We start from the raw sequence: 21,391 nt of genomic DNA, 5'->3' as shown, positions 1-21,391 counted from the left end.
CCAGCCTTTTTTTGTGTACCGCTGGCTTACCGGGGGTTCTGCGGCATACCGGAGAGTTCGATTATCTCTTCGGGCAGGGGCAGGGCATAGCGCGGGTCACGGGGAGGCAGGGTATAGGTCTGGCCGTTGACGGTGCGGGTCAGTGTAATTCCGGCGCCTTCCGAGTTGAGCCGCTTCAGGTCCAGCCAGCGCAGCCCCCGCATGAGGAGCTCCTTGCGGCGCTCCTGCAGCACCAGGTTCAATGCCTCCTCTTTGCCGGTGGCCGAGTAAGGCTCGAAGGTACCCGCTTTCCAGCGTGTGGCCAGCAGCGTGTTCAAATCCGCCAGCGCCTTGTCCACCTGCCCCAGACGGGCATAGGCCTCCGCGCGCATGAGGTACACCTCATCGGTAGCCACCCCGCTGAACAGGTTCAGGCTGCCTTCGTAGCTGCCCCGGAAGCTGTAGGTACCGTCCCCGTTGTCCCGGAAGAAGACCGTCCGGCGCAGGTCTTGGGGGGCATAGGCAGCATAAAGGCTGGGGGTGATCTTCGCCCGGCTTGGGTTCAGAGCCGAAGGCGTCGGCATAATGCTGCGAAACAAGATCTCCTTGTTAAACGGCGGCACGGGGTAGGCGGCCGTGGTGTCGAGCGTGTTGAAGTCAAGCAGCTGGGGGTGGAGGCTAAGGGCCGAGTCTGCGTAAGCGGCCACCTGCGCATAGTTGCCCAAAGCCAGGTGCGTGCGGGCCAGCAGGGCGTAGGCCGCGGGTTTAGACGGGCGCACGGGGTGCACCTGCGTGCGGGGCAGGAGTGCCGTGGCTTCGGTTAAATCCGCCAGGATTTGGTCGTAGGTCTGCTGGACACTGGATCGGGTGGAGGGGGCGTTAAAGTCTGTGCCCCGGCGCAAGGGGATGCCCAAGTCCGTTGACGCTGTAGCCGGATCATAGGACGGAGACCAGAGCAGGGCGATCTGCAGGAAAGAGCGGCCCCGGGCAAAGAGGGCCTGCCCCTTTACATTATCCCAGGCCGCAGTGTTGGCGGCCGTACGCGGCACCAGGGGAAGGGTCTCGAGTACCGTGTTAGCCGTGTAGACGGGGCGGTAGGCGAAGAACCAGTCATTGCTCTGTTCGGCGAACAGGCGATCTTCCGCCCATATGTACATGCGGCGGTCTTCTTCCTGATAGAGGCTTTCCCAGTCCGCATCGGTAAGGTAATAATCATCGGCGCTTACTTCCCCTGCACCCGGGTCGTTCTCGTTTAGGACCGGGTAGTTGTCGAGCAGGGCCTGCAGGTCGGGCAGGGTGGCCGGCACAACCATTGCCTTGTCAGGCTTTTCATCCAGAAAGGTTTCGCACCCGGCCAGCAGGCACAGCAGCAGGAGTGCCTGTATGGATCGTCGTATATTTTTCATGTCAGTAAGGATATGCGGTGAAACATTTAAAAAGATGCTTTCAAACCCACTGCGTAGCTGCGGGCAGGAGCCAGGGCGTAGTAGCCCAGGGCGTAGTCTGGGTCGAGGCCGTGCTTGTTGGCGCGCCAGAGCAGACCGAGGTTGCTGGCGTTGAGCTGCAGCTGCAGGCGCTGGAAAGGCAGGCGCTTATAGCGGCTGCGGTCGAGTGTGTAGCTGGCCGTGATGTACTGAAGACGCACATGGTCACCACGTTCCACGAGGGCCTCGGAGCCGGCATAGAAGCTGTCGCGGCGTGAGACGGCAGGGTACACCAACGAGGGTACGTCGGTGTGGGCCTCATCCCCGGGCTGCTGCCAGCGTTCGGCATAGTCGGCATGCCCCAGGCCGCTGGCAAACAGGTTGCTGTAGCTCAGTGAGGAGCGGCGGAAGTAGTAGCCCAGTTTATAGGTCAGGCGCGCTGTGAGCGAGAAGCCTTTGTAGGAAAGGGTGTTGCCCAGTGATCCATAGAAGGTAGGCAGGGCCGAGCCGTGGTACTTCAGGTCCGAGAGCTGCACCTGGAAGCCGGACAGGGCAGTGTAGTCCTGGCTCACCTGCCCCTCCACGTAGCCTTGTGGGTTGCCCGTCTGCGGGTCCAGTCCCGCCCAGCGGTAGGAGTAAATGCCATAGACCGGCCGGCCGGGGGCGGCTGAGATCGCCGGAACGCTCGTGACAAAGCGGCTGGCCATCTGGTTGCCCTGGAAGTATTCGGTGACCTCGTCCCGGTAATAGCTCGCCTTCAGGTCGGTGGTCCAGCCGAAAGAAGGGGTGCGCACATTACGGCTGCTCAGCGTCAGGTCCACGCCCCGGCCCTGCATGCTAGCTACGTTCTTGACGATGCTCGTTCCGGCCCCGGCCGTGTAGTCGAGCAGCTCCTGGCCGAACAGGTCAGTGCCCTTCTTGCGGAAATACTCCAGGCTGCCAGAGAGCACCTCCCCCCGGAGGCGGAAGTCCAGGCCCAGATTAAGCATACCCGCCCGCTCCCAGGTCAACGCAGGGTTGGCGTAACTGGAGAAGACTGCATAGGTATCGAGCGTGTAAGGGGAGGGCATCAGGTAGGCCATCGTGGTGACGGCGGCCCGTCCAGGGTCTACGTTGCCGCTGTAGCCGTAGGTGGCGCGCAGCTTGAGGTAGGGCAGGAAGTCCAGCCCGTAAAAAGGTTCCGCGGCCAGGTCCCAGGCCAGGCCCGCGGACCAGAGCGGATTCCAGCGCTCACGGGCCTGCACCCCGAACAGGTTCGAGCCGTCCCGGCGGGCGCTGGCCGAGAGGGTGTAGCGCCCGCGGTAGGTATAGGCCGTATTGGCAAAGAGCGAGGCAAAACGCGTGGTGCGGTCATACAGGTTCGTGCCGGCAGGGATAGGGGCCTGGCGGCCGTTGATAAAGGTCAGATAGGCCTGGGTGTAGTCCACGTAGCCGAATGTCAGCACGGACGGGTCGTAGCCGTAGAGGCGGTTGGCGTTGCCTGTGGCGGCCGCGTGGCGCAGCTCCACACCGGCCAGGACCGAGAGCCGGTGGTGGGCCCAGTCACGGTCAAAGCTTAGCTGACCGCGGGCGCTGTGGGCCTGCACCAGGTCCGTGGACAGGTCCAAAATGCCACCTTTCGGAATGGCGTAGGTCACTTCGCCTGTCTGCGGGTCGAGCTGCGTGTAAAGGTTCACCAGGTTTCGGGCCGCGTAGCTCTGGGCGTCCAATAGGCTTTCCCCTGTGGTCTGCTGCCGCTGGTATTGGTAGCGGAGGGTGGCTGCCAGGCCTCCGGGCAGGCGGTAGCTCAGGCCGAGGTTGCCCAGCACGTCCTGCAAGTCCGCGGTGGAGCGGGCGTGGCGGTAGTCCTCCAGCGGATAGTACTGCCAGTCAAGCAGCTTGCCCGCACCGGCCGTGGTGATGTAGGACTGGCGGAAATCCTTGGCAATCGGCAGTGCGTTTCCTGCCTCGTCGGCAAAGCGGGCGTAGGGGTAAAGGCTGCCGCTGGTAGTGCTGATCTGGCCATAGCCGGGCTTACCGCTGTTGCGCTGGCTGCGGGTATAGTACAGGTCTGTGCTGAATTCCAGGTTTTTGACCGGGCGCAGGGTGTGCTGCAGGCGCAGGTTGAGCCGTTCGTAGCCCGCATCCAGTTCGCTTGTGTTGTGGTCATAGCCGGCAGAAACCAGCCAGGCGTTCACCTCGGAGCTGCCCTGCAGCGAAAGGCTGTACTGCTGGTTGACAGCAGACTGGTACATATGCCGGGTAAACTCGTCGCGCACGTCTACCCCGCGCCAGGCGCTGAGCTGCGCGGCGACCTCGTCTTCGCTCACTGTGCCCAGCGCCTGCTGGCGCAGGAGCTCCACCACCGGGGACAGGGCGGGGCGGCTGGAGGAGTTGATTTTGGAGTTATAGTAGCCTTTGCTGAAGAGCAGCTGTTCGACATCAATGTAATCCGAGCTAGCCATCTGGCGGATATACGACAGGTCGGGTTGCTCGGAGACGGTCACATTGCTGTTGAGTTCCATGCGGAAAGGCTGGTTGAAGCGGCCTTTTTTTGTGGTGATGACCACCACGCCGTTGCCGGCACGTGCCCCCCAGATGGAGGCTGCCGCCGCGTCCTTGAGGATGGTGACGCTTTCCACGTCGTTGGGGTTGATGTTGGTGATGTCGCCTTCATAGGGGAAGTTATCCACGACGATAAGCGGAGACTTAGGCCCCTGGATGGTGCTCAGGCCCCGGATCAGGAGGCGTCCTCCGGACTGGCTGGTGCTGCGGTCCACTGTGAGGCCGCTGGCCACACTTTCCAAACGGCTGAGCACGTCGGTGCTGACCTGCTCGGAAAGTTCGGCCTTTGTGAGCTGGGCAAAGGAGCCGGTAGCGCGTTCCTGGGGCAGGGTCTGGTAGCCGGTGGAAACCTCAACCTCGCGCAACTGGCTTTCGCTCTCGGTGAGGGCGATCACCAGGGGCTGGGCAAGGGGCAGGCGCAGGGGGACAGTTTGGGCCTGGTAGCCCAGGAAACGTACCAGCAGGGTGGCTGTGTCGGGCACGGCGGGCAGAGTAAATAGCCCGCTGGCATCCGTTGTGGTGCCCTGGGACGTGCCCCGGATGATAACCGTGGCCCCGGGTAGGGCGGATTGGTCCCGGGCGGCAATGACTTTGCCGCGAAGGGGCTGTTGCGCCTGGCCCGGCAGCATATAGCAGAGCAGGCAAAGCAGGAGTAATATTCTTTTCATGATTGTGATAGGTTAAGGTTAACGAATGGCTTGCACCGTGTCAGGCGCGGGTACTTTCCGGAGCACGAGCAGAGGTACCGTGCGGCGCTGGCGCACCAGGTCCAAACCGTAGCGGCGTAAGTCCCGGCGCAGAATTTCCAGGTCATCAAAGTCGCCCGAAAGGGCCAGGTCTACCGGCTGGGTATAGCCGGTGGCGTCCACGACGAGCAGGCCCAAGGCATTGCTCGTGTTCAGGCGGGCCAGGAGCGCAGAGAGCGGCAGGTTCTGCAGGTAAGGTTTTTCTGGGCGAAAGAGCCGGTTCTGCGGCGTTCCTCCTTTGGAGTGCAGGCGATCCCGGCGGCCACGCCGCACGAGCGCCAGGCACTCGGTCGCCCGTGGCTCCCAGGTAGCCCGGTAGCCAGAGTAGCGGTGGAGGTCCTCCCAGAGATACCGGTAAAGGCTGTCGGCCTGGCCAGGGGGGAGCTGCAGGTCATAACTGTACAGGTGTTGGGCCTTCCAGGCCTCAGGAGGCAGCGGGGACTTTTCAGGGAAAAAATCGGCCGAATCGACTTTGGAAAGGATCCAGCCGCGTTCCCCGTAGGCCGGGTAAAGCTGCCATTTGGCTACATCGTAGAGTGCCAGCACCGAAAGGTTGGTGAGCACGGCACCGCTGATCTGGCCCGCCTTGTAGCGGAGGCGCAGGCCTGCCGGGGCGCCGGCCAAATAACCATGGTGCAGGAAAGAGTACTGGCGTGTGTGCCCGGGTAGCTCTTTGTTTGCCCAGAGCGGGGCATCCAGGTCGTAGTGCCGCATGGAAGGAGGCATGTGTCCTTCCGCGAGCGCGCGCCGGATGTTGGCTTCCGTCACTTGCTCCGGGCCGGTGAGGGTGCCGACCTTACCGTCGGGGGTAATCCAGGCAAAGTGCGGGATGTGCTCGTGCGGGAAAAGCGGCACCAGGCTTGTGTCCTCCACTACAGAGGGCAGGGCATAAGGCTGCCCGTCAGGGCGGCGGTGCTCTGTCAGGAAATTCTCCACTGTCTGTCGTGTATCGCGGGCGGCGGGGTAGCTGACCAATAGAATTTGCAGCTGTTGGCCAAAAATGCGCTGCAGGGAGTCCAGCCGGGGCATGACGCTGCGGGAGGTGGAGCACCAGGTGGCGTAGAAGTCGAGCAGCAGCAGCTTACCGCGAAAGTCCGAGAGGCGAACTGAAGAGCGGGAGGAGTTAACCAGCTCGGGCAGCAGCAGGTCCGGCAAAGGTTGGCCGACCTGGAGGCCTGGCGCCGACGCAGGGGGATTCTGAGCCTGCGCCAGTGAGAGCAGCCAGCCCGGCAGGAGCTGGAGCAAGAGTACGAGCAGAAGCAGCAGCAGGGGCAAGAGCAGCCCGGGGAAATGTTTTTTCGTTGGCATGATGTATTCAGTAAAAGGTAAAACGTCGTTCTGGCAGCCTTCCGAGAGGAAGGGGCGCAACATAGGTGCGATGACCCACTTACTCAGGCGGACAGATGAGCAGGGCCCAGGAGGAAAGGAATGGCTTTCTCATGGTGCTTCTGCTGTAGGGGGAGGACCCGTTTCCCCGCCGCCCTGCCGGGTGTGGTGCACGGCCTGGAGCAGGAGTTCCAAGCCTTCATAAAACGCAATCAGTTGGTTGGTATGGGCTGCGTCTTGGGTCTCAAAGCTATCAAGGAAAACAGGTAGGGCAAGCTGCCAGAGCAGGCGTTGCGCCTCTTGGGGCGGGTAGGTCTGGCAGAAGTCAGCCAGCACGCGGCCCGGGGGCAGGAGGGGCGGAAAGGGGCGGAGTCGGAGGTGTTGCATGGGGAAAAGTTTTGCTTGAAATGAGACAATAGGAATCAGGGCCACTCAGCACAGGCCGAGCGGCATAAGAGTCAGAAACAGCAGGAAAGGAGGTCCTATAGCCAGCGACAGCTGGTGTTAGGAGGTCTTAGCATGTGTTCAGTCGGGCGGGCAAATGAGTAGTACCCAGTCCTGGGTGAGCTGCTCGTGCAGGGTGTCCAGGGCTTGGGCAATGGAGCTTTCTTTTTGGTCTGGATAGGGTGTGGTGTAGAGCGCAGGCAGTAGCCGCTCCAAATGCTCGCAGAAGGCGATGAGGCGGGCGCTGTTTTGTCCTGAGCGCAAAGCGGCAAGGAGACAGGGCTGCAGGCATTGCCAAAGCAGGATCTGTGCCTCTTCCAGAGAGTAGGTCTGACAGAAGGAAAGGGAAGGGGAGACTTCCTGCGGTGGGGTATGATTAAAAGAAGACGTTGTTTTCATACCAAAAGGGTAAACAGGTAAACAAGATGCTGCCGCTGTGGTAGGCGGCAAGCGGGTACATCTGTGCAGTATTCGTAACTCTTTGTCATGCCCTGATAAACAAAGCTGCTAAGAAATGCAGAGAGGGGCAGTACAAAGCACTAAAAGTACAGGCGAGCGCTAAACGGCAAAAGGATGTTCCTTTGCAGCTAAGGAGAGCAGTAGCCATATACGAAGGTGCAGTTTTGGATACTTGTATAAAAGGTGGTACACTTGTATTTCACAAGCATAGCTTTGTGAAATACAAGCAGAATTATATTGTAAAATAGCTAGAAATTTAGTATATTAATTCTATGGAAACAGCAGCCAGAAAACGACCGATTCACCTGGGCGATCACGTTCGTAGAATGCGCACCGCTTTGGGCGTGAAACAGTCCGCCCTAGCCAATGAACTGGGTACGACCCAGCAGAACATCTCCCGCATTGAGCAGGAAGAAGAGGTAGATGATGTGACGTTGGAGAAGATTGCCGGTGCACTTGGGGTATCTGCGGAAGCCATCAAGAATTTTACCGAGGATGGTCCTGTTTTTCATATTCAAAATATGAATGATAATTCTGGGAACTTTAACCAGTATAACTTCAACCCAATTGAAAAAATTGTAGAGCTTTATGACGCATTGCTTAAGAGCGAGCGTGAGAAGGTGGAGTTACTGGAGCGTATGCTGAAGGATCAGGGAAACAGAGACTAATTTTGAATCCTTATCATTAGCTGCCAAGGAACATGTTTGTGGGAGTTTAGGTGCATTAAAACCTTAGGGAGCCAGCTTGAACTGGCTCTTTCCATTTCCGCTTCGTAACTACATACTTTACTCACTTACTTCATCGACTGTGACTGAAAAGTATAAAATGCTGCGGGGAGATCATTATGACTCTAGAGATCCGGAGTTGCTAGAGATGTATCACCGCGCAAGAAAACTCATGAGGACGTATAACAATTTTGACTCGGAATTGAGTAATGAACGGGAGCACATTCTTGCGGAGCTTTTGGGTTATAAAGGTTCTGGTGTTTGGATTGAAGCCCCGTTCTTCTGCGATTATGGAGAAAACATCTCGATTGGGGTAAACACCTTTGTAAACGCGAATTGTATGTTCCTCGATAACAACAAAATCACAGTTGGTGAAAATGGACTCATAGCACCTAGTGTACAGATTTATACGGCTTCTCACCCTTTAAAGGCCTCTGACCGAATCGTGCAAAGTGTGAGTGGCACTCGCTACCTCACCTCGTCAAAACCAGTGGCCATTGGCAACAACGTGTGTATCGGGGGTAACTCTGTCATTTTCCCTGGCGTAACGATTGGGGATAATGTCACAGTCGGAGCTGGAAGCGTCGTAACAAAAGACATTCCTGACAACACATTGGCTTTTGGTAACCCTTGTGAGGTAAGAAGGGAGCTCTAGGACATGCTAATGCTAAGTTCCTAAACTATTCCGTGTGCTTCAGCTTTTCCCCGGATGTGGCGTTGCTGAGATTGCTCTTTTGTTCGTTCGTCGGCACTGGAATGAGAGCGGGCAGGTGCATTTGAATATTAAAAGTTAGGTATCGGCTTGCCACTTAAATTTCGCTCTCATAGCCTCTGCCAAAAGAAAGCAGCGACCTCCGTTAACATCTGCTTGCACACCCAACGCTTTGTCTGGAAAGTTAATTTTAACACTTTTGTTCTATAATAGTAGAACTGTAATGTTAACTCATTTATTAGTTAACTCCTTTCAATATCAAGAGATTCCTGGTTTTTGCTTTCTGAGTGTATCCTAATCATGTTTATGAATCTGAAAGCACTTTTGTATTTGCCCGTAATTTTTACTGTGAGTAGAACATATTGATAAATGTATAACAACTTCTAAAGGTGCGTTTGTAAAACGTTATAGGTACACAAATATGTAAAACTCTCTGCTCGGACAGGCATTTTAGGAACTCAAAGGGTTAAAGGAGGATAGATAGTCAAAGGGTCAACCCATCCGGTAGCGGCAGGGGAGAAGAGTTGTTTCCCCGACTCGTCCAGCAATTAGGTAGATGAGATAAAGCTTCGGAAATGCACCAAGAATACTTCAGAGAACGCAGTTTGGTTCTTATGCATCTATACTAGGTTTTCTTGGTACACACCTTAAATACAATAATCCTACTTCTATATCTTCTTTGCACTGTTCTTACTGCTGTTCAGCGTCCCAGCTAAATAGCTAAACAGTGTACAACTGCATCAGTCTAGTGAGAAATTAGCTGGAATCATCTTAGCACTAGTAAAGCTGTGGAAAAGAAAGATAACTACTGCTCTACAGCTTTAGGCTTGATAAATTTTTAGCGTACATTTTTTTGTTTCCCTCTTACCCGAGGAGGCATAGGCATTTATCCAAGCCTCTATACCAAAGGGTTTGGTTCCCAAGACCATCATCAGCGGTTTTGTCAACCTTGCCTCCTTATAATTAGCGATTTTAAGAAGAGTGCTTTGATCTCGTTCGCTCAGGTAAGCGCCTGACTTCGGATGGGTGTGCCAGTCACCCAGATATGTTTCTGTCCTATCCGATTTCAGATATGCTTTCTCGATTTCCCTCACATGATGGGTATTATCAGGAACAAACGAATGCCTCTTGTGAACAGCCAAGGAACCTGGCCCTATGACGTCAGTAACCACAGCTTCATATAGGTTCCCCCAGTACCCGATTAGGACGCCTCCCGTCTCACGGGGCATAGCCTTTATCGCCTCCACAAGAACAGCATTGTAGGCCGACTCCCTTAGCCATACCACATACGTAGAGCTACTGTGCATTGCAGTAGTCGCATTTGGAGTGTGAGTCTAGAGTGTAAGTAGACCACTTAGGTGCAACAGGCCTGCCTTCGGCGTCTGCTAAGTTAAGCACCCCCACATCCCAATCCATATCAGGATACCCTCCCTCCTCCCCGGAGCAGAGTGTGGCGACTGCCAATCTTACACCTGCCAGGGAAACGTTTTGCAGGTCAAATCCTGCCCCCGTAAAGGTTAGGTCCCCGCAGCCGGCTGTTTGGATGTCCCCCGCCGGATCTGCTATGGGTACGGGAACGGTGTTGTCAGTCTTTGCGTGCTGCAGGCACATCCAGCAGCCTTTGGTTTTGCCTGGAACGACACGCATGGTCAAACCGCCCCAGGCTCCCGGTGTTGCGTAAATCGAAACATAGGGAATACCTAGCCTTTTGGCTTCCTCGGATAGAAAATGGTTGACGCCCACCTCTGCCGAGGCATCAAACAGTAAAGAGGCTCCGTCAAGCAGCTGCTCTAGAACTTGCTGCTCAGAAGGCTTTTTGCTTTGCGCATGAACCGGCGGAACACCCCCAATCTTATGATCAAGTGGCGTAACCACTGTTGTTGGATAATGCTCATCTATGAAGGCCTTGACAGCCTCCGTCTTCAACAGGCCAGCGGATGCGAGGCCCAACGGCCAGCGCACAGTAGGCCCTGGCTCTACCACGTCATAATCCAGGATTCTTAACTGCCCTACCTGGTTTCTAGCAAACTCTATTGCAGCGGGAGCGCCAAGGGACCCTAAGCCCACAAGCGCTATAGTTTTGCTCTTCAGTTCACGCAGCCTAGGCACCCTAACCTGGAGGTCCCTTTCCCCGGCTCTAAGGGCCTTGGCATAGTAGGCGATAGCTTTCTCACTGGGACGGCCCTTTTTGCCACTGAGGCTTTTCGTCTCCTGAACTACGCCAGCCACGAGGAACAGCCAGCCCATTCCCGGAACCCCCGGCTTAACCTCCTCAGGGAAGTTTAATCCGATCACATGAGTGATTCTTATCCCATTTTTCAGATAAAGTGGCTTTTGGGCTAAGTTATAGATACCCTTGCTTTCAGCAAGTTTGGAAAGCTGCTTCAGGTCCTCAAGAGGATTCTCCAAAGAAGGGCGCTCACGCAGCCGTAGCAGGGTTCCCTGTAGCTTCTGTTGGAAGTGCTTATTGAGGGATGAGGGGAGCTGACCAACTTTTTTACCGGAAGGATTCGTAGTCTCCAGCACGACCATTCTTGTCTGGAAGCTTGCCATTTCAGGGACACCTACAAGAGTTCTGCCTAGCAAGACAATATCATCACCTTGATCAGGTATTGTCTCGGCCCAGGAGCCGTCAAAAACCACAGGGTGGAATGGATCTGCTATGTACTCGCTCACGGGCTCTGCCTGCTCATGCGGATCCTCTGCGAGCAGCGCAGGATCTTCAATGGACCCTTTCTCCAGCACTTTCGGCAGTTGGGACTGCAGGAAAGTGAGCAGCGTCCACTCTGGCTCCCACTCGGCCGTCGACCTTGGCAGCAGGCAAAGGTTCTTACCAAACGGGTTCTGATGCCGCGGCAGGACCAAGCCGTCTGCATAGACCTCAGGACGGAAAAACGGGTAGTTGTCTGGGAAAACTGCTGTGAGCTTAATAGGGGCGTATTCTTTAGGTAAGCTGAATACTGCGCTACTGGCCTCATCAATGATGAGGTCTATTTGCATGATGCCCTGACTGCCGGCTGTCGAACTAATCTTGTGTTCAACTCCAGCGGCAGTCAGGGCATCTACTTCCTTCTCAAGTAAGTGTGGTTTGGCTTCAAACCAGGGTAATTGGGCCATTTTTTAATATTCTCTTGTTCGTACAGCTAACCTTATCCTACAGGTCTGTCCCCAGGAGGTTTTGGCGGGTTCTTCGGGCCAGGCTCTGGCCTTCCCGGGGGGCTTCCCGGACCTGTCGGGTTGCCTGGGGGGGTGGGGTTTCCTGGAGGATTTGGGTTACCAGGATTGTTGTTCTTTTCCATGATTTCTTACTTTTAAGTTCTTGCTAACAATCTACGTAACATACGCGACATTTGCTAAATATTTGAGATAAAAAATTAAAATATACTAATCTTGTTAGACACGTGCGCTCTGCATGTCTCTTTACCTTTTCTATTTTAATGCTACATTGACTGCGCTATTTCTCTTCGCGGCTATTTTTTGGGTGCCAACAGTAGCAAGAGCGTTACCTCGGGAAACTCAAAATCTTTAGGCTCATCTGAGGGTGAATGCTATCTAAGTATGTGTACTTTTGAGAAAAGCACCTTTAGGGCAATAGGGGGGATGGTTCTCGGTATTAGTACCGTGACCAGTTGTTGCCTAGCCAGTCCATCACATTCCTCCTGCTTCTGATACTGCCCGGCATGGCTCGCAGCATCTTCTCTATCTTGTGCCCGGCCACCCCGCCGTCTGGCTTCCAACTGTACTTTTGAGCGACCTGGTTGATCAGGTACAACACCTCATACCCTTCATTTCGATCTAGCAAGGCATTATCTGGGAAGCCTGTTACAATTGGGTTGTCGTTCTCCTGCCTTGCTTTCCAGGAGTAGTCGTAGAGCAGATCTGGTGAAGTATGCCATGGTTAAATACGCTAAAGTTTAACTCCTCCTGTAAACGTTCTCCTCGGCTGTTTTGGTTTGGAGGCAGCCGATTTGGGCGGTTCTCCGATCCTGCTGCAGCGGATTCCTTTTGGGCAAGCTTAGTTAGTGTTTCCGTCAGCTCCGGTATGGCAATTGCAACTGGTTTAGTTAAAGACTGATGCAGCACTTGTAGTGAATATGGCAATGTGAGGCTGCAAACGCAGAGGCCGTGGGATCGGGGCTTACAAAATATTTACGCACTGTATGCGATTTTCGACATCCAGTGCAGACGAGATTTCAACAACACTACGTAATTACTAAGAAAGTCACTGCCAATGGCAATGCCTTTCTTTTTGTGGCTCCTAATTTCCTTGTCCGGTGGGACAGTTGGTACCTAACTTCTCTCCCTCAGCTGCGGGATTTGGCCTTGCCTTGCAGCTAGCTTTTACCCTTTGGTGATCCTGCCTATGAACAGCTTCTGTTTGCATCAACAAAATCATGAAAGCAGTTCCCAGCTGCTAAGTCCTTTTATATTAAATTCAAGATTGTGTCCAGACTAGATATTTACAGGGTCATTTACAGGGTCATTTACAGGGTCATTTACAGGGTCATTTACAGCTATAGCTGTCCCTATACACTCCACGCTCAACTGCGACTGTTCCTTAAAATCTCCCTCAACTCCTCCGTTGGCATATAATGACCAGACTTTGGCGGTCCCACGAAGTGAATCAGCTTTCTATCCCTCAGCACCTTTAAATCCCTCTTGGCCGTTTTCTCCGAGACACCTATAAATTCAGCTATGACAGCGGTAGTCGCTTGGGGATGCTCCAGCACGAAGTCCAGAACCTTGGCTATTCGCTCGCTTACCTTAACGTTATGCTCGCCTAGCAGTCCTTCGCTAACGCCGTGTACACTGCCTTCAGCCATCGCATGGTCTAAAGGGATTTCTATCCTGAACACATCACCGTCATCGAAAGTCGGTACCCTGCCAGGGGAGTAGAGGGGCAGGAAAAGGTGCACGTTGCGCACTCCAGACCCGAGCTCGTCAACCCTGCCCAGCTGGATAAAAAACTTAGCGATAGTCGGGTTCTTAGGGAAAGGGGAGAACTGCCCCGGGACAAGCAGTCCGTGATGCTGCGGCCGGTTGGCGTTTTCCGTGATTACCCTGTCCCTATAGATGACCAAGGTGGCAGGCAATGCATTGGTATACTCACGGTGCACAATAAGGTTGGCCACGACCTCACGGAAAATCTTTGTCCTCAGGCTGACCCGAGTATCGCCCTCCATGTGAAACCTGTCTGGCAGATGCTTGGCTATGAAAGCCATGAGCTGTTCGTAGGCCTCAATCAGGTTCGTCTGAATATAGGCTCTGTCGTCATAGCGGTCCAAGTCCTCGCGGCGGACCAGGGCATCTATCTTATAGTGCGGCAGCACCTGCTGAATTACCTCGTCGCGACCGAAGACAAGCGCCGCGGCCAAGGTGTAGCCCTCTTGGTTAGTGGCAAAGTCCCGACGGTAGAAGCCTGCTGTTCTCAACAACTGCTCATCATCCATGGCCAGCCACGGGTGTCCAGGATCCCGGCTGTAGATAAGGTTCCTAACCTTCGGGAAAAGCTCAGGCTTGAAATCATCAAAGCCCAGATACGGATAAATGGTATTCTCTGTAAAATGTGCCCGCTTCCTGTTATAGAGTTCAGCAACTTGGCCGTGGTTGTTCAAGCGGTAGTCTCCGTCCTCGCTTCTGTCGAATATGGCGCCGTTGGTCCTGTGTACCTGCGAGCTCTCAGGCACCTGGATGTGCAGGATAGCCTTACCATCGAGCTCATACTCCTCCGGAAAAAGGATGAACGGAGGCTCCAGCTTCTGGGCGTTGTTCGACAGGTTGGCAAGATCAGTCTTGAGCTTTCCCACGCTTGCTGGGTCGACGCCGAGCACGCTACCGTCATCGTCAACGCCCAGGAAGATGCTCCCGCCTGCACGGTTCAAAAAAGCGCAGACGGTTTCAAACAGGTTCTTAGGCAGGCTGGTGCTGGCTTTCTTGAACTCCGTTCTCAGCCCTTCACCTTCCTGCAGCAGCTGGAGTATCCGCTTATCGCTCATGGTGTAGTTTACTCAAATACATTTCAGCGTAAGTTATGAAATTGCCCGCTACCGAAAAAGGGAGCGTACGCCCGCAGGTACTCGTATGGTGGGCACAAGGTAAAACATGGGCAAATGACGGTGGTGCCTTTTGTGTAGCGGCTTTAACATTAAGTAGACTGTGTAAGGCACCCTGTAAGAGGTTACATTGGATTAACAGCAGGCTGTGGAAGTCAAAAGAACCAGTAGTAGCCTTAGGTCCATATCTCATGAGACAAAAACAACAAAACTGGTACTTGATTCGAAGTACATATACCATCGTGGCACATGTTCCCCTGTCGGTGAGGGCTAATTAACGCGTGAGAATTATTTATATAATATTAATTTATATATATATATAACATATAAATTAATATTACTATTTTGCTTTCCAGATCTTAAACCTAGCTGTGAGAGCAAATGCGATACGTCCCTAATCTAATTCCAGGCCATGCCAAGGTCCTTCCTGCCTACTTCAAAGGTGACCCCTACACCTCTAAGCCGGGTAATATTCTTTTGCAGATCCTTTCTTACATAGGAGCCTTCTTCTTCCTGTTAGCGGCATTGGCCTTCCTCCAACACCCTATCGTCACCTGTCTATTAGGCGCACTTGGCTTCATACTGCTTCCTCAGGGCCAACGGTGGCTGGAGCGCAAAGGCAGGTTCCGCATGAAAGGGAAAGTGAAGGCTATTCTGGGAGGAACTTTGTTCCTGATTTCTACTCCATTTATTAACCACTACTCAGAGGTAGACACACGCCAGGCACATGAACTGCAGTTGAAAGAGGAGAAAGCAAGGCAAGAGCGCTTGCTGGCTGAGCAGAAGGAACAAGAGCGCCAGGACAGCCTGGCTTACTACGTGACGGAGAGTATTCGGCTTCGTAATGCCGACAAAACAGACCAAGCGCTGGCAGTGCTCTTGCATGCGGATACCTTCTCTCTGCACCAAACAGAGAAAGACACCCTTCAAGACATTAGAACCGGCATTCTGTCACTACGAGCCTTCTCCCTAGTGAAGGCCTCCAAGTATAAGGCAGCCTTGCCTGAACTAACTTCCCTGCTTAAGCAGCGCCCCTCGGATGACGCACTGCTTTACAACCGCGCCGTCTGCTACAGCAAAATGGGTCAGACAAAAGAGGCCGTGCAGGATCTAAAAGCGGCAATGGCAGCAGGCAACAAGGAGGCCGAAAGACTGCATGAGCGCATCAACCCGCTAAAGAGAAGGGTGGCCTACTATGTGACCCGTTGTTGCGACGGCTCCACCTCAAGCGCGAAGGGCAGGGGAGCCTGCTCCCACCACGGCGGCGTGTGCGACTGGAACGACCCTGTCTATGAAGAATACAGAAAGTACTAGCTATGAACAAACAAATATTCAATGAGGCACCTCTGCTGAAGAGAAGCTTTATGCAACGGATCCTGAGGCAGCATCCGGAGGAAAATGCTGTGATCGAGATCAACAACCTGCTGGCTTCAAAGCAGGTACGGGAAATTAACAGCATGGAAATCGATAGGATAACACGGACCTATAAAATAGATGCTCTGCACCAGTTCAGGCTCAACATGGAGGAGTTTTATGCCGTCTACCTCAATCATTGTTTTGAGGACTGTGTTCTGAGTGAGGAGGAGCTGCAAGACCTAAGACACCTTCGACAGTTGCTGCAACTCGAAGAGCGGACCGTAAACTTTCTCCATTCTGAAATAGGACAGAAGGTGTACAAGTCTTCTTTTGAGAGAGCCATCGCTGACGGCAGGTTGACGGAGGAGGAAAAGGAGTTCCTCAACAAGCTGGAGGCGGACCTAAAGCTACCGGAGGCGCTTGTCAACAGCATTTCGAAGGAGGTGAGGAGTGTTTTTGTTCAGAGCTATGTCTCCAGCATCATCGCAGACGAGCGGCTCTCCCCAGAAGAGGAGCGGGAGCTGGAGGCCATTGCCGCCAATCTGAATGTCACGCTAGAGACGGACGAGCAGACAAAGCGCCAGTTGCAGCAGCTCAAGCTCTACTGGGCACTTGAGAACACAGAGTTGCCTGCCATACAGCCCGACATCCTGCTTCAAAAGAGTGAAAGGTGCTTTATCTCCATACCTGGCGTAGACTGGCACGAGCTGCGGACCGTAAGACACCGGACCAGTTACAGTGGCTACTCCACCAGCTTCCGGGTAGCCAAGGGCTTTTACCTGCGCAGTGGGTCCTATACGCCGCGCAGCTACAGTTCTGATGAGATGAAGCTCATCGACTCCGGCACGGTCTACCTCACCAACAAGCGCATCATCTTCACCGGGGCAAAGAAGAATTCCAACATTCGCCTGGACAAGATACTCCATATTACGCCCTACTCAGATGGGGTGGAGATCGGTAAGGAGACAGGCAAGAGTCCGCTCCTGCAGCTGCCAAACAGAGCAGATGTTTTCTGTATTATTCTGGAACGGCTGCTCCGGGAAAGGGTGTGAACGCACCTTTTCAAGTACTTGACCATTTCTAGGATACTTATTCACTATTCACCCAAGATTTACTTATTATGCTTCTCAAGCTGCCTAAACTTGAACGAAAGGCTTACCAGAAGGTAGGAACCAAAAATATAGCGCGGCAACTGATTCAGCCAGGAATAGAACTAGATGTAGTTAAAGCTTCTAGCACAAGGAGCGGTATGACAGTTTCATGTGGCCAAGACCAGTATTACCTGACCTGTAATAAAGGTGACTGTCCAGCTGATAAAGGTTTAGTCTTACTTACCAACATCAGGCCAACTGAGGAGCGCATCGCAAATGGCGAAATCAGGGTTAAAGGATGGCTAAAGCATCCAGCACTACAGGATACTTTAACACCGGAAAGCATCATAAAGACATGGACAAACCGCTTCTCTTACCGTGAAGAAGATCCGGAGAGTGACAGTCCAGGACTAAGGCAACCACAGATCGGGGCACTGCATATGATTATGGGGCACCTGAAGATGCCCCTTGATACAGCCACGGTTGTTATGCCGACTGGAACCGGTAAGACTGAGACGATGCTCTCAGCGCTTATTGCAAACAAGTGCAGGAGACTTTTGGTGATAGTGCCTTCTGACTCTTTGCGAAGACAAATTTCTGCGAAATTCACTACGCTTGGTCTCCTGAAACAATTCGAAATCATTGCAGAAGAAGCAGCCTATCCTATCGTGGGGGTTATGAGCCAAGCCTTTAAAACTGTTGAAGAGCTTAATGAGCTTACCCAAGCTTGTAACGTAATTGTGACGACCATGCAGATCTTGACAGGTCTTTCAGAAGAGCAAACACAGTTCCTGGTAGAGAACTGCTCCAATGTCTTCATTGATGAGGCACACCACGTCAAGGCGAGCACATGGAACACTTTTAAGGAAAAATTTCCAGCAGAAAGAATCATACAGTTCACAGCCACACCCTTTAGAAACGACGGCAAAAGGCTGGACGGTAAAATCATCTTTAACTTCCCACTTCGGGAGGCACAAAGACAAGGATACTTTAAGCACATCGAGTTTCTTCCTATTCGGGAGTTTGACCCTGATGTAGCTGACAAAGAGATAGCTGAAAGAGCGGTCGAAAGACTTAGACAGGATAGAGCCCACGGCTATAACCATCTTTTGATGGCTAGGTGCAGTACCAGAGAAAGAGCTAACAAGGTATATGAAATTTATAAAGACTATGCCGACCTCAACCCTGTCATAATCTATTCGGGCGTACCCAACTTCAGGGAAACATATGACAGGATAACCAACAAGGAAGCCAAAATAATAGTCTGCGTTGACATGCTTGGAGAAGGGTTTGACTTACCAGAGCTGAAAGTCGCAGCCTTCCACGACATTCGGAAGAGCCTGCCGATCACCCTGCAGTTTGCAGGTCGATTCACGAGAACCAAACATGATGAAGAACTGGCAGATGCATCATTTATTGCCAACATCGCAGACTTAACCGTGCGGGCTGAGCTGGAAGATCTATACGCTAGAGACGCGGACTGGAACCAGCTACTCTCAGACGCAAGCTTCGGGAGAATCAATGAAGAGGTAGAGTTCAAAGAACTCATGGATGGGTTCACAAAGCTTGGAAGCTCAAAAATCCCCCTGCAAAACATAAGAACGAAGCTTAGCACCGTCATCTACAAGAACAAGACAAACGAATGGTCTCCTAAGCAGTTCTACAAGGCTATTCCAGGATACGATGAGCTTGAGTTTAAATTCCACGATATAAACCGTGACGAGAACATGCTCATCATCATCACTGCTAATAAAGTTGATGTGGAGTGGGTTAATCATAAAGATATTTACCTGGTCGACTGGAAATTGACGGTGGTTTACTGGGAGACAAAGAATAACCTCCTCTTTATAAATAGCTCCGATAACTCTAGCCTTTATACAGATCTTGCGCAGGCTATTATAGGAGAGGAGGCCGAACTAATACGGGGAATTGATGTTTTCAGGGCATTTCACAACATAAAGCGGATAAGACTTCAAAATGTGGGCTTGAGGTACTTTCTCGGCAAGAACGTCCGGTTTAGAATGATGGTGGGAAGCGATGTGGCGGAGGCGTTGAGTATCGCAGAGAGACAAAAGGGAGAGAAAGCTTTTGTGATGGGCATAGGCTATGAGAACGGCAGCCCCGTCAATATTGGTTCGTCTTATAAGGGAAGGATTTGGACAAAGCTGGACGGAGACTTGAAGGGCCTCAAAAGTTGGTGCGACAGCCTTGGTGCTAAATTCTCTGACCCTAATGTGGACCCTAACCAAATACTGAGGGAAACGCTTATACCGACACAGGTGGTGGAGGTTCCGGATGTACACCCCGTGTATATAGATTGGGCCGTAGAAATGTATCTCAGCAGCGAGACAAGGTTCAGGTTTGAAATTGACGGCGTTGTGTTTGACCTTTCTTCCATTGAGTTAGGATTAAATGCCCGTCCTGCTAACGACGTAATCTCTTTTGCCCTTGAATCCGAAACAAAATCCGTAGTTTTTGAGCTACAGCTTTTTCTAGACACCGCCTCGGAAGAGCCTTATCCTGACTTTAGGGTTATACAGCCAAGTGGAAATACTGTCATGGTAAGGTACGGAAGCAAGAGTGTTGATGCCTGCAGATTCTTTGAGGAGTTTACCCCAACCATATGGTTTGCCGATGGTTCCGCGTTAACCGGGAATGAGTATGTGGAGCTGAAGCACAGCATTAACGTCTACCCAAGAGAAGAGATTATCGCTTGGGACTGGACAGGTGTTGATCTGAGTGCGGAATCTCAGCATGTGGCGCCCCTCATCACCAACTCTATTCAATATAAGGTAATCAAAGAGCTTAAAAGCCGTGACTACGACATTGTTTATGACGATGATTACTCTGGAGAAATTGCGGATGTTGTGGCAATTAAGCTTGATAGCGAAAAAATCAAGGTTGACTTGTTCCATCTCAAATACGCAGTAGACGGTGTGGTTAGCAACCAAGTTAAGAACCTATACGAAGTGTGCGGGCAAGCACAGAAATCAATACATTGGAAACACAAAGCAGGAAATGAATTCTTCAACCATCTGTTGCGGCGGAAGGAGAAAAAGAGAAGGGGGAACTCGCGTTCTAGGCTAGAGAAAGGTACAGTACAGAATCTTGAGAAACTGCTTTCAATCGCAAAGAAAGAGATTCCTATGGAATTTGAGGTTTATATTGTCCAACCTGGCGTTTCAAAAAGCGCAGCATCGCAGGAGATCCTCACTCTGCTCGGTGTAACGGAAAACTTCGTTAAAGAGGTCGCTGGAGTCAATCTTTATGTTATTTCCAGTCAATGATAGTTAATATTCTTTATGTTATTTCCAGTCAATGATAGTTAATATTAGCTGTGATGTTTTCCCTCAGTGATTATAGTGTTATTCTATCGTGAGTTTTGCCTTCTTTTCTCCTCCTAGTATAGCGGACATCGGTAGCTAGACTATCTTTTTGCATTTAAATTATCAAAATTGCATCCTAAACATGAAGCAACTTTTACTAATTACATTATTACTTTTTTTACCGTTCTCATATTCTAATGCACAAGAATCTGTTGTCGTTACAGAGTCCACTTTGAAAGTGGCTGGCCTGGGGGAGGAAGCTTTTTACTACGGATTCGCCAAAGGAGACGAAATTGGATTCGACTTCAGCGAGGCGAACGGCAAGGAGCTAAAAGAGCTTGAGATAATTGAGTTGCCATCCTCTTCAAAGTTCTCGGACTACAAAGTAAAAAAGGTGCAGGACAAGAGGATTAAAGTGACTAAGACAGGTATTTACAAGTTCCGTCTTTCTAACTCTTCATTGGGCGGCAGGGTCTGTAGGCTTAAGATACAGCGCATACCGGCTAGCGAGAACACCAGGATCTTTGACTCCAGCGTGTACTGGAGAACCGTGCAGGACACCACCTACACCACAAAGCAAGAAAGGTACCTAATGCACGCCGACACAGCTATCGTGAAGATGACAGATCAGGTGGCGCCTGTGTCGTCCACCTCCGCGATGAACGGCAACCCCAACAAAACAGTAGTTGAGTTCACGCTGCCAGAAGGGACAGTCTCCTGGAGCTATTACATCGGAGTGGGAGCGACTGGGGAGAAAGCCTATGACGGAGCCAGAGACAAGTTCGTCAACACGGCGGCGGCCTCCGTGGCAAAGCTGCCGGGCCTGGCCCTTTACGGCATCAACTACTTCAGCAAGGCCCAGGGGGAGGACAACGTCAAGTACTGGTTCATTGCCGACTGGGATAACGTGCTGCTGTTTAAGGCTGGTAAGCAGTTCTACCAATATAAGTCAGGAGATGTTATCAACGAAGCCTCGCAGATGAAGGCCCCAAACAGGGGCAAAGTTTACCTCGGGTTACTGAATGATAATGTCATGGACCAGATCCAGGTCAATGTTCATGCCACCGCCATCACTGTCACTCCTGTTTGGGGAACCCGCCAGGTCAGCCAGATGCACGTTCAGGCAAGGCAAGAACCTTATTTGAACGCATTAAAGTAAAAAGCTTTGGCTGTGTTGCTATAGATGCATTAGCTGTCTGAAGCACT

At 52.4% G+C, this 21,391-nt stretch carries 15 protein-coding genes; 6 read left to right on the top strand and 9 right to left on the bottom strand.

The genetic code is table 11. The features are described from left to right. Positions 1-26: 26 nt before the first annotated feature. The 5 genes from CA264_RS10350 to CA264_RS10330 form a co-directional block, all read right to left on the bottom strand. Positions 27-1,385 (bottom strand): RagB/SusD family nutrient uptake outer membrane protein, encoded by a 1,359-nt coding sequence (locus CA264_RS10350; protein ID WP_025606907.1) that lies wholly within the window; start codon positions 1,383-1,385, stop codon positions 27-29. A 26-nt stretch (positions 1,386-1,411) separates the two neighbouring features. Beyond that, a complete protein-coding gene (locus CA264_RS10345; protein ID WP_036776039.1) occupies positions 1,412-4,615 on the bottom strand; it encodes a SusC/RagA family TonB-linked outer membrane protein in 3,204 nt (1,067 codons plus the stop codon). 18 nt (positions 4,616-4,633) lie between these two features. Next, positions 4,634-6,001, bottom strand: a complete 1,368-nt coding sequence (locus CA264_RS10340; protein WP_025606904.1) for a TlpA family protein disulfide reductase — start codon at positions 5,999-6,001, stop codon at positions 4,634-4,636. Positions 6,002-6,130: 129 nt separating this feature from the next. Next, positions 6,131-6,406, bottom strand: a complete 276-nt coding sequence (locus CA264_RS10335) for a hypothetical protein (RefSeq protein ID WP_036776037.1) — start codon at positions 6,404-6,406, stop codon at positions 6,131-6,133. Positions 6,407-6,544: 138 nt separating this feature from the next. Beyond that, positions 6,545-6,862 (bottom strand): hypothetical protein, encoded by a 318-nt coding sequence (locus CA264_RS10330; protein ID WP_025606901.1) that lies wholly within the window; start codon positions 6,860-6,862, stop codon positions 6,545-6,547. Between the two features lie 332 nt (positions 6,863-7,194). Here CA264_RS10330 and CA264_RS10325 point away from each other — a divergent pair, with 332 nt between their 5' ends. Together CA264_RS10325 and CA264_RS10320 are read left to right on the top strand one after the other, a co-directional pair. Further along, positions 7,195-7,590: a helix-turn-helix domain-containing protein gene (locus tag CA264_RS10325; protein WP_025606899.1), complete on the top strand. Its 396-nt coding sequence runs from the start codon at positions 7,195-7,197 to the stop codon at positions 7,588-7,590. A gap of 139 nt (positions 7,591-7,729) precedes the next feature. Further along, complete coding sequence (locus tag CA264_RS10320) at positions 7,730-8,302, top strand: sugar O-acetyltransferase (protein WP_025606897.1); 573 nt, start codon at positions 7,730-7,732, stop codon at positions 8,300-8,302. Between the two features lie 878 nt (positions 8,303-9,180). On the opposite strand, the gene CA264_RS10315 is transcribed toward CA264_RS10320, so the two are convergent. The 4 genes from CA264_RS10315 to CA264_RS10300 form a co-directional block, all read right to left on the bottom strand. Then, entirely contained in the window at positions 9,181-9,666 is a 486-nt protein-coding gene (locus CA264_RS10315) for a Mov34/MPN/PAD-1 family protein (protein ID WP_025606895.1), read from the bottom strand. Further along, on the bottom strand, positions 9,656-11,476 hold the full coding sequence (locus tag CA264_RS10310; RefSeq protein ID WP_025606894.1) for a ThiF family adenylyltransferase: 1,821 nt from the start codon (positions 11,474-11,476) through the stop codon (positions 9,656-9,658). Before CA264_RS10310 ends, CA264_RS10315 begins: the two co-directional genes overlap by 11 nt. A 496-nt stretch (positions 11,477-11,972) precedes the next feature. Beyond that, positions 11,973-12,161: a hypothetical protein gene (locus tag CA264_RS10305; RefSeq protein ID WP_025606892.1), complete on the bottom strand. Its 189-nt coding sequence runs from the start codon at positions 12,159-12,161 to the stop codon at positions 11,973-11,975. Positions 12,162-12,900: 739 nt separating this feature from the next. Continuing rightward, on the bottom strand, positions 12,901-14,355 hold the full coding sequence (locus CA264_RS10300; protein WP_025606890.1) for an RNA-binding domain-containing protein: 1,455 nt from the start codon (positions 14,353-14,355) through the stop codon (positions 12,901-12,903). A 438-nt stretch (positions 14,356-14,793) separates the two neighbouring features. On the opposite strand from CA264_RS10300, the gene CA264_RS10295 reads away from it, so the two are divergent. From CA264_RS10295 to CA264_RS10280, 4 genes are all read left to right on the top strand, one after another. After that, a complete protein-coding gene (locus CA264_RS10295; protein ID WP_025606888.1) occupies positions 14,794-15,726 on the top strand; it encodes a tetratricopeptide repeat protein in 933 nt (310 codons plus the stop codon). 2 nt (positions 15,727-15,728) lie between these two features. Next, complete coding sequence (locus CA264_RS10290; RefSeq protein ID WP_025606886.1) at positions 15,729-16,820, top strand: hypothetical protein; 1,092 nt, start codon at positions 15,729-15,731, stop codon at positions 16,818-16,820. A gap of 68 nt (positions 16,821-16,888) precedes the next feature. After that, positions 16,889-20,146 carry a DEAD/DEAH box helicase gene (locus tag CA264_RS10285; protein WP_025606884.1) on the top strand — a complete coding sequence of 1,086 codons (3,258 nt, stop codon included), beginning with the start codon at positions 16,889-16,891 and terminating at the stop codon, positions 20,144-20,146. Positions 20,147-20,417: 271 nt separating this feature from the next. Further along, entirely contained in the window at positions 20,418-21,344 is a 927-nt protein-coding gene (locus tag CA264_RS10280; RefSeq protein ID WP_157593686.1) for a hypothetical protein, read from the top strand. Positions 21,345-21,391 lie beyond the last annotated feature (47 nt).

This window comes from Pontibacter actiniarum, assembly GCF_003585765.1.
Classification (GTDB): Bacteria; Bacteroidota; Bacteroidia; order Cytophagales; family Hymenobacteraceae; genus Pontibacter; species Pontibacter actiniarum.
Note: the sequence above shows the minus strand (reverse complement) of the source record. Positions and strands in the feature narration are given on the sequence as shown.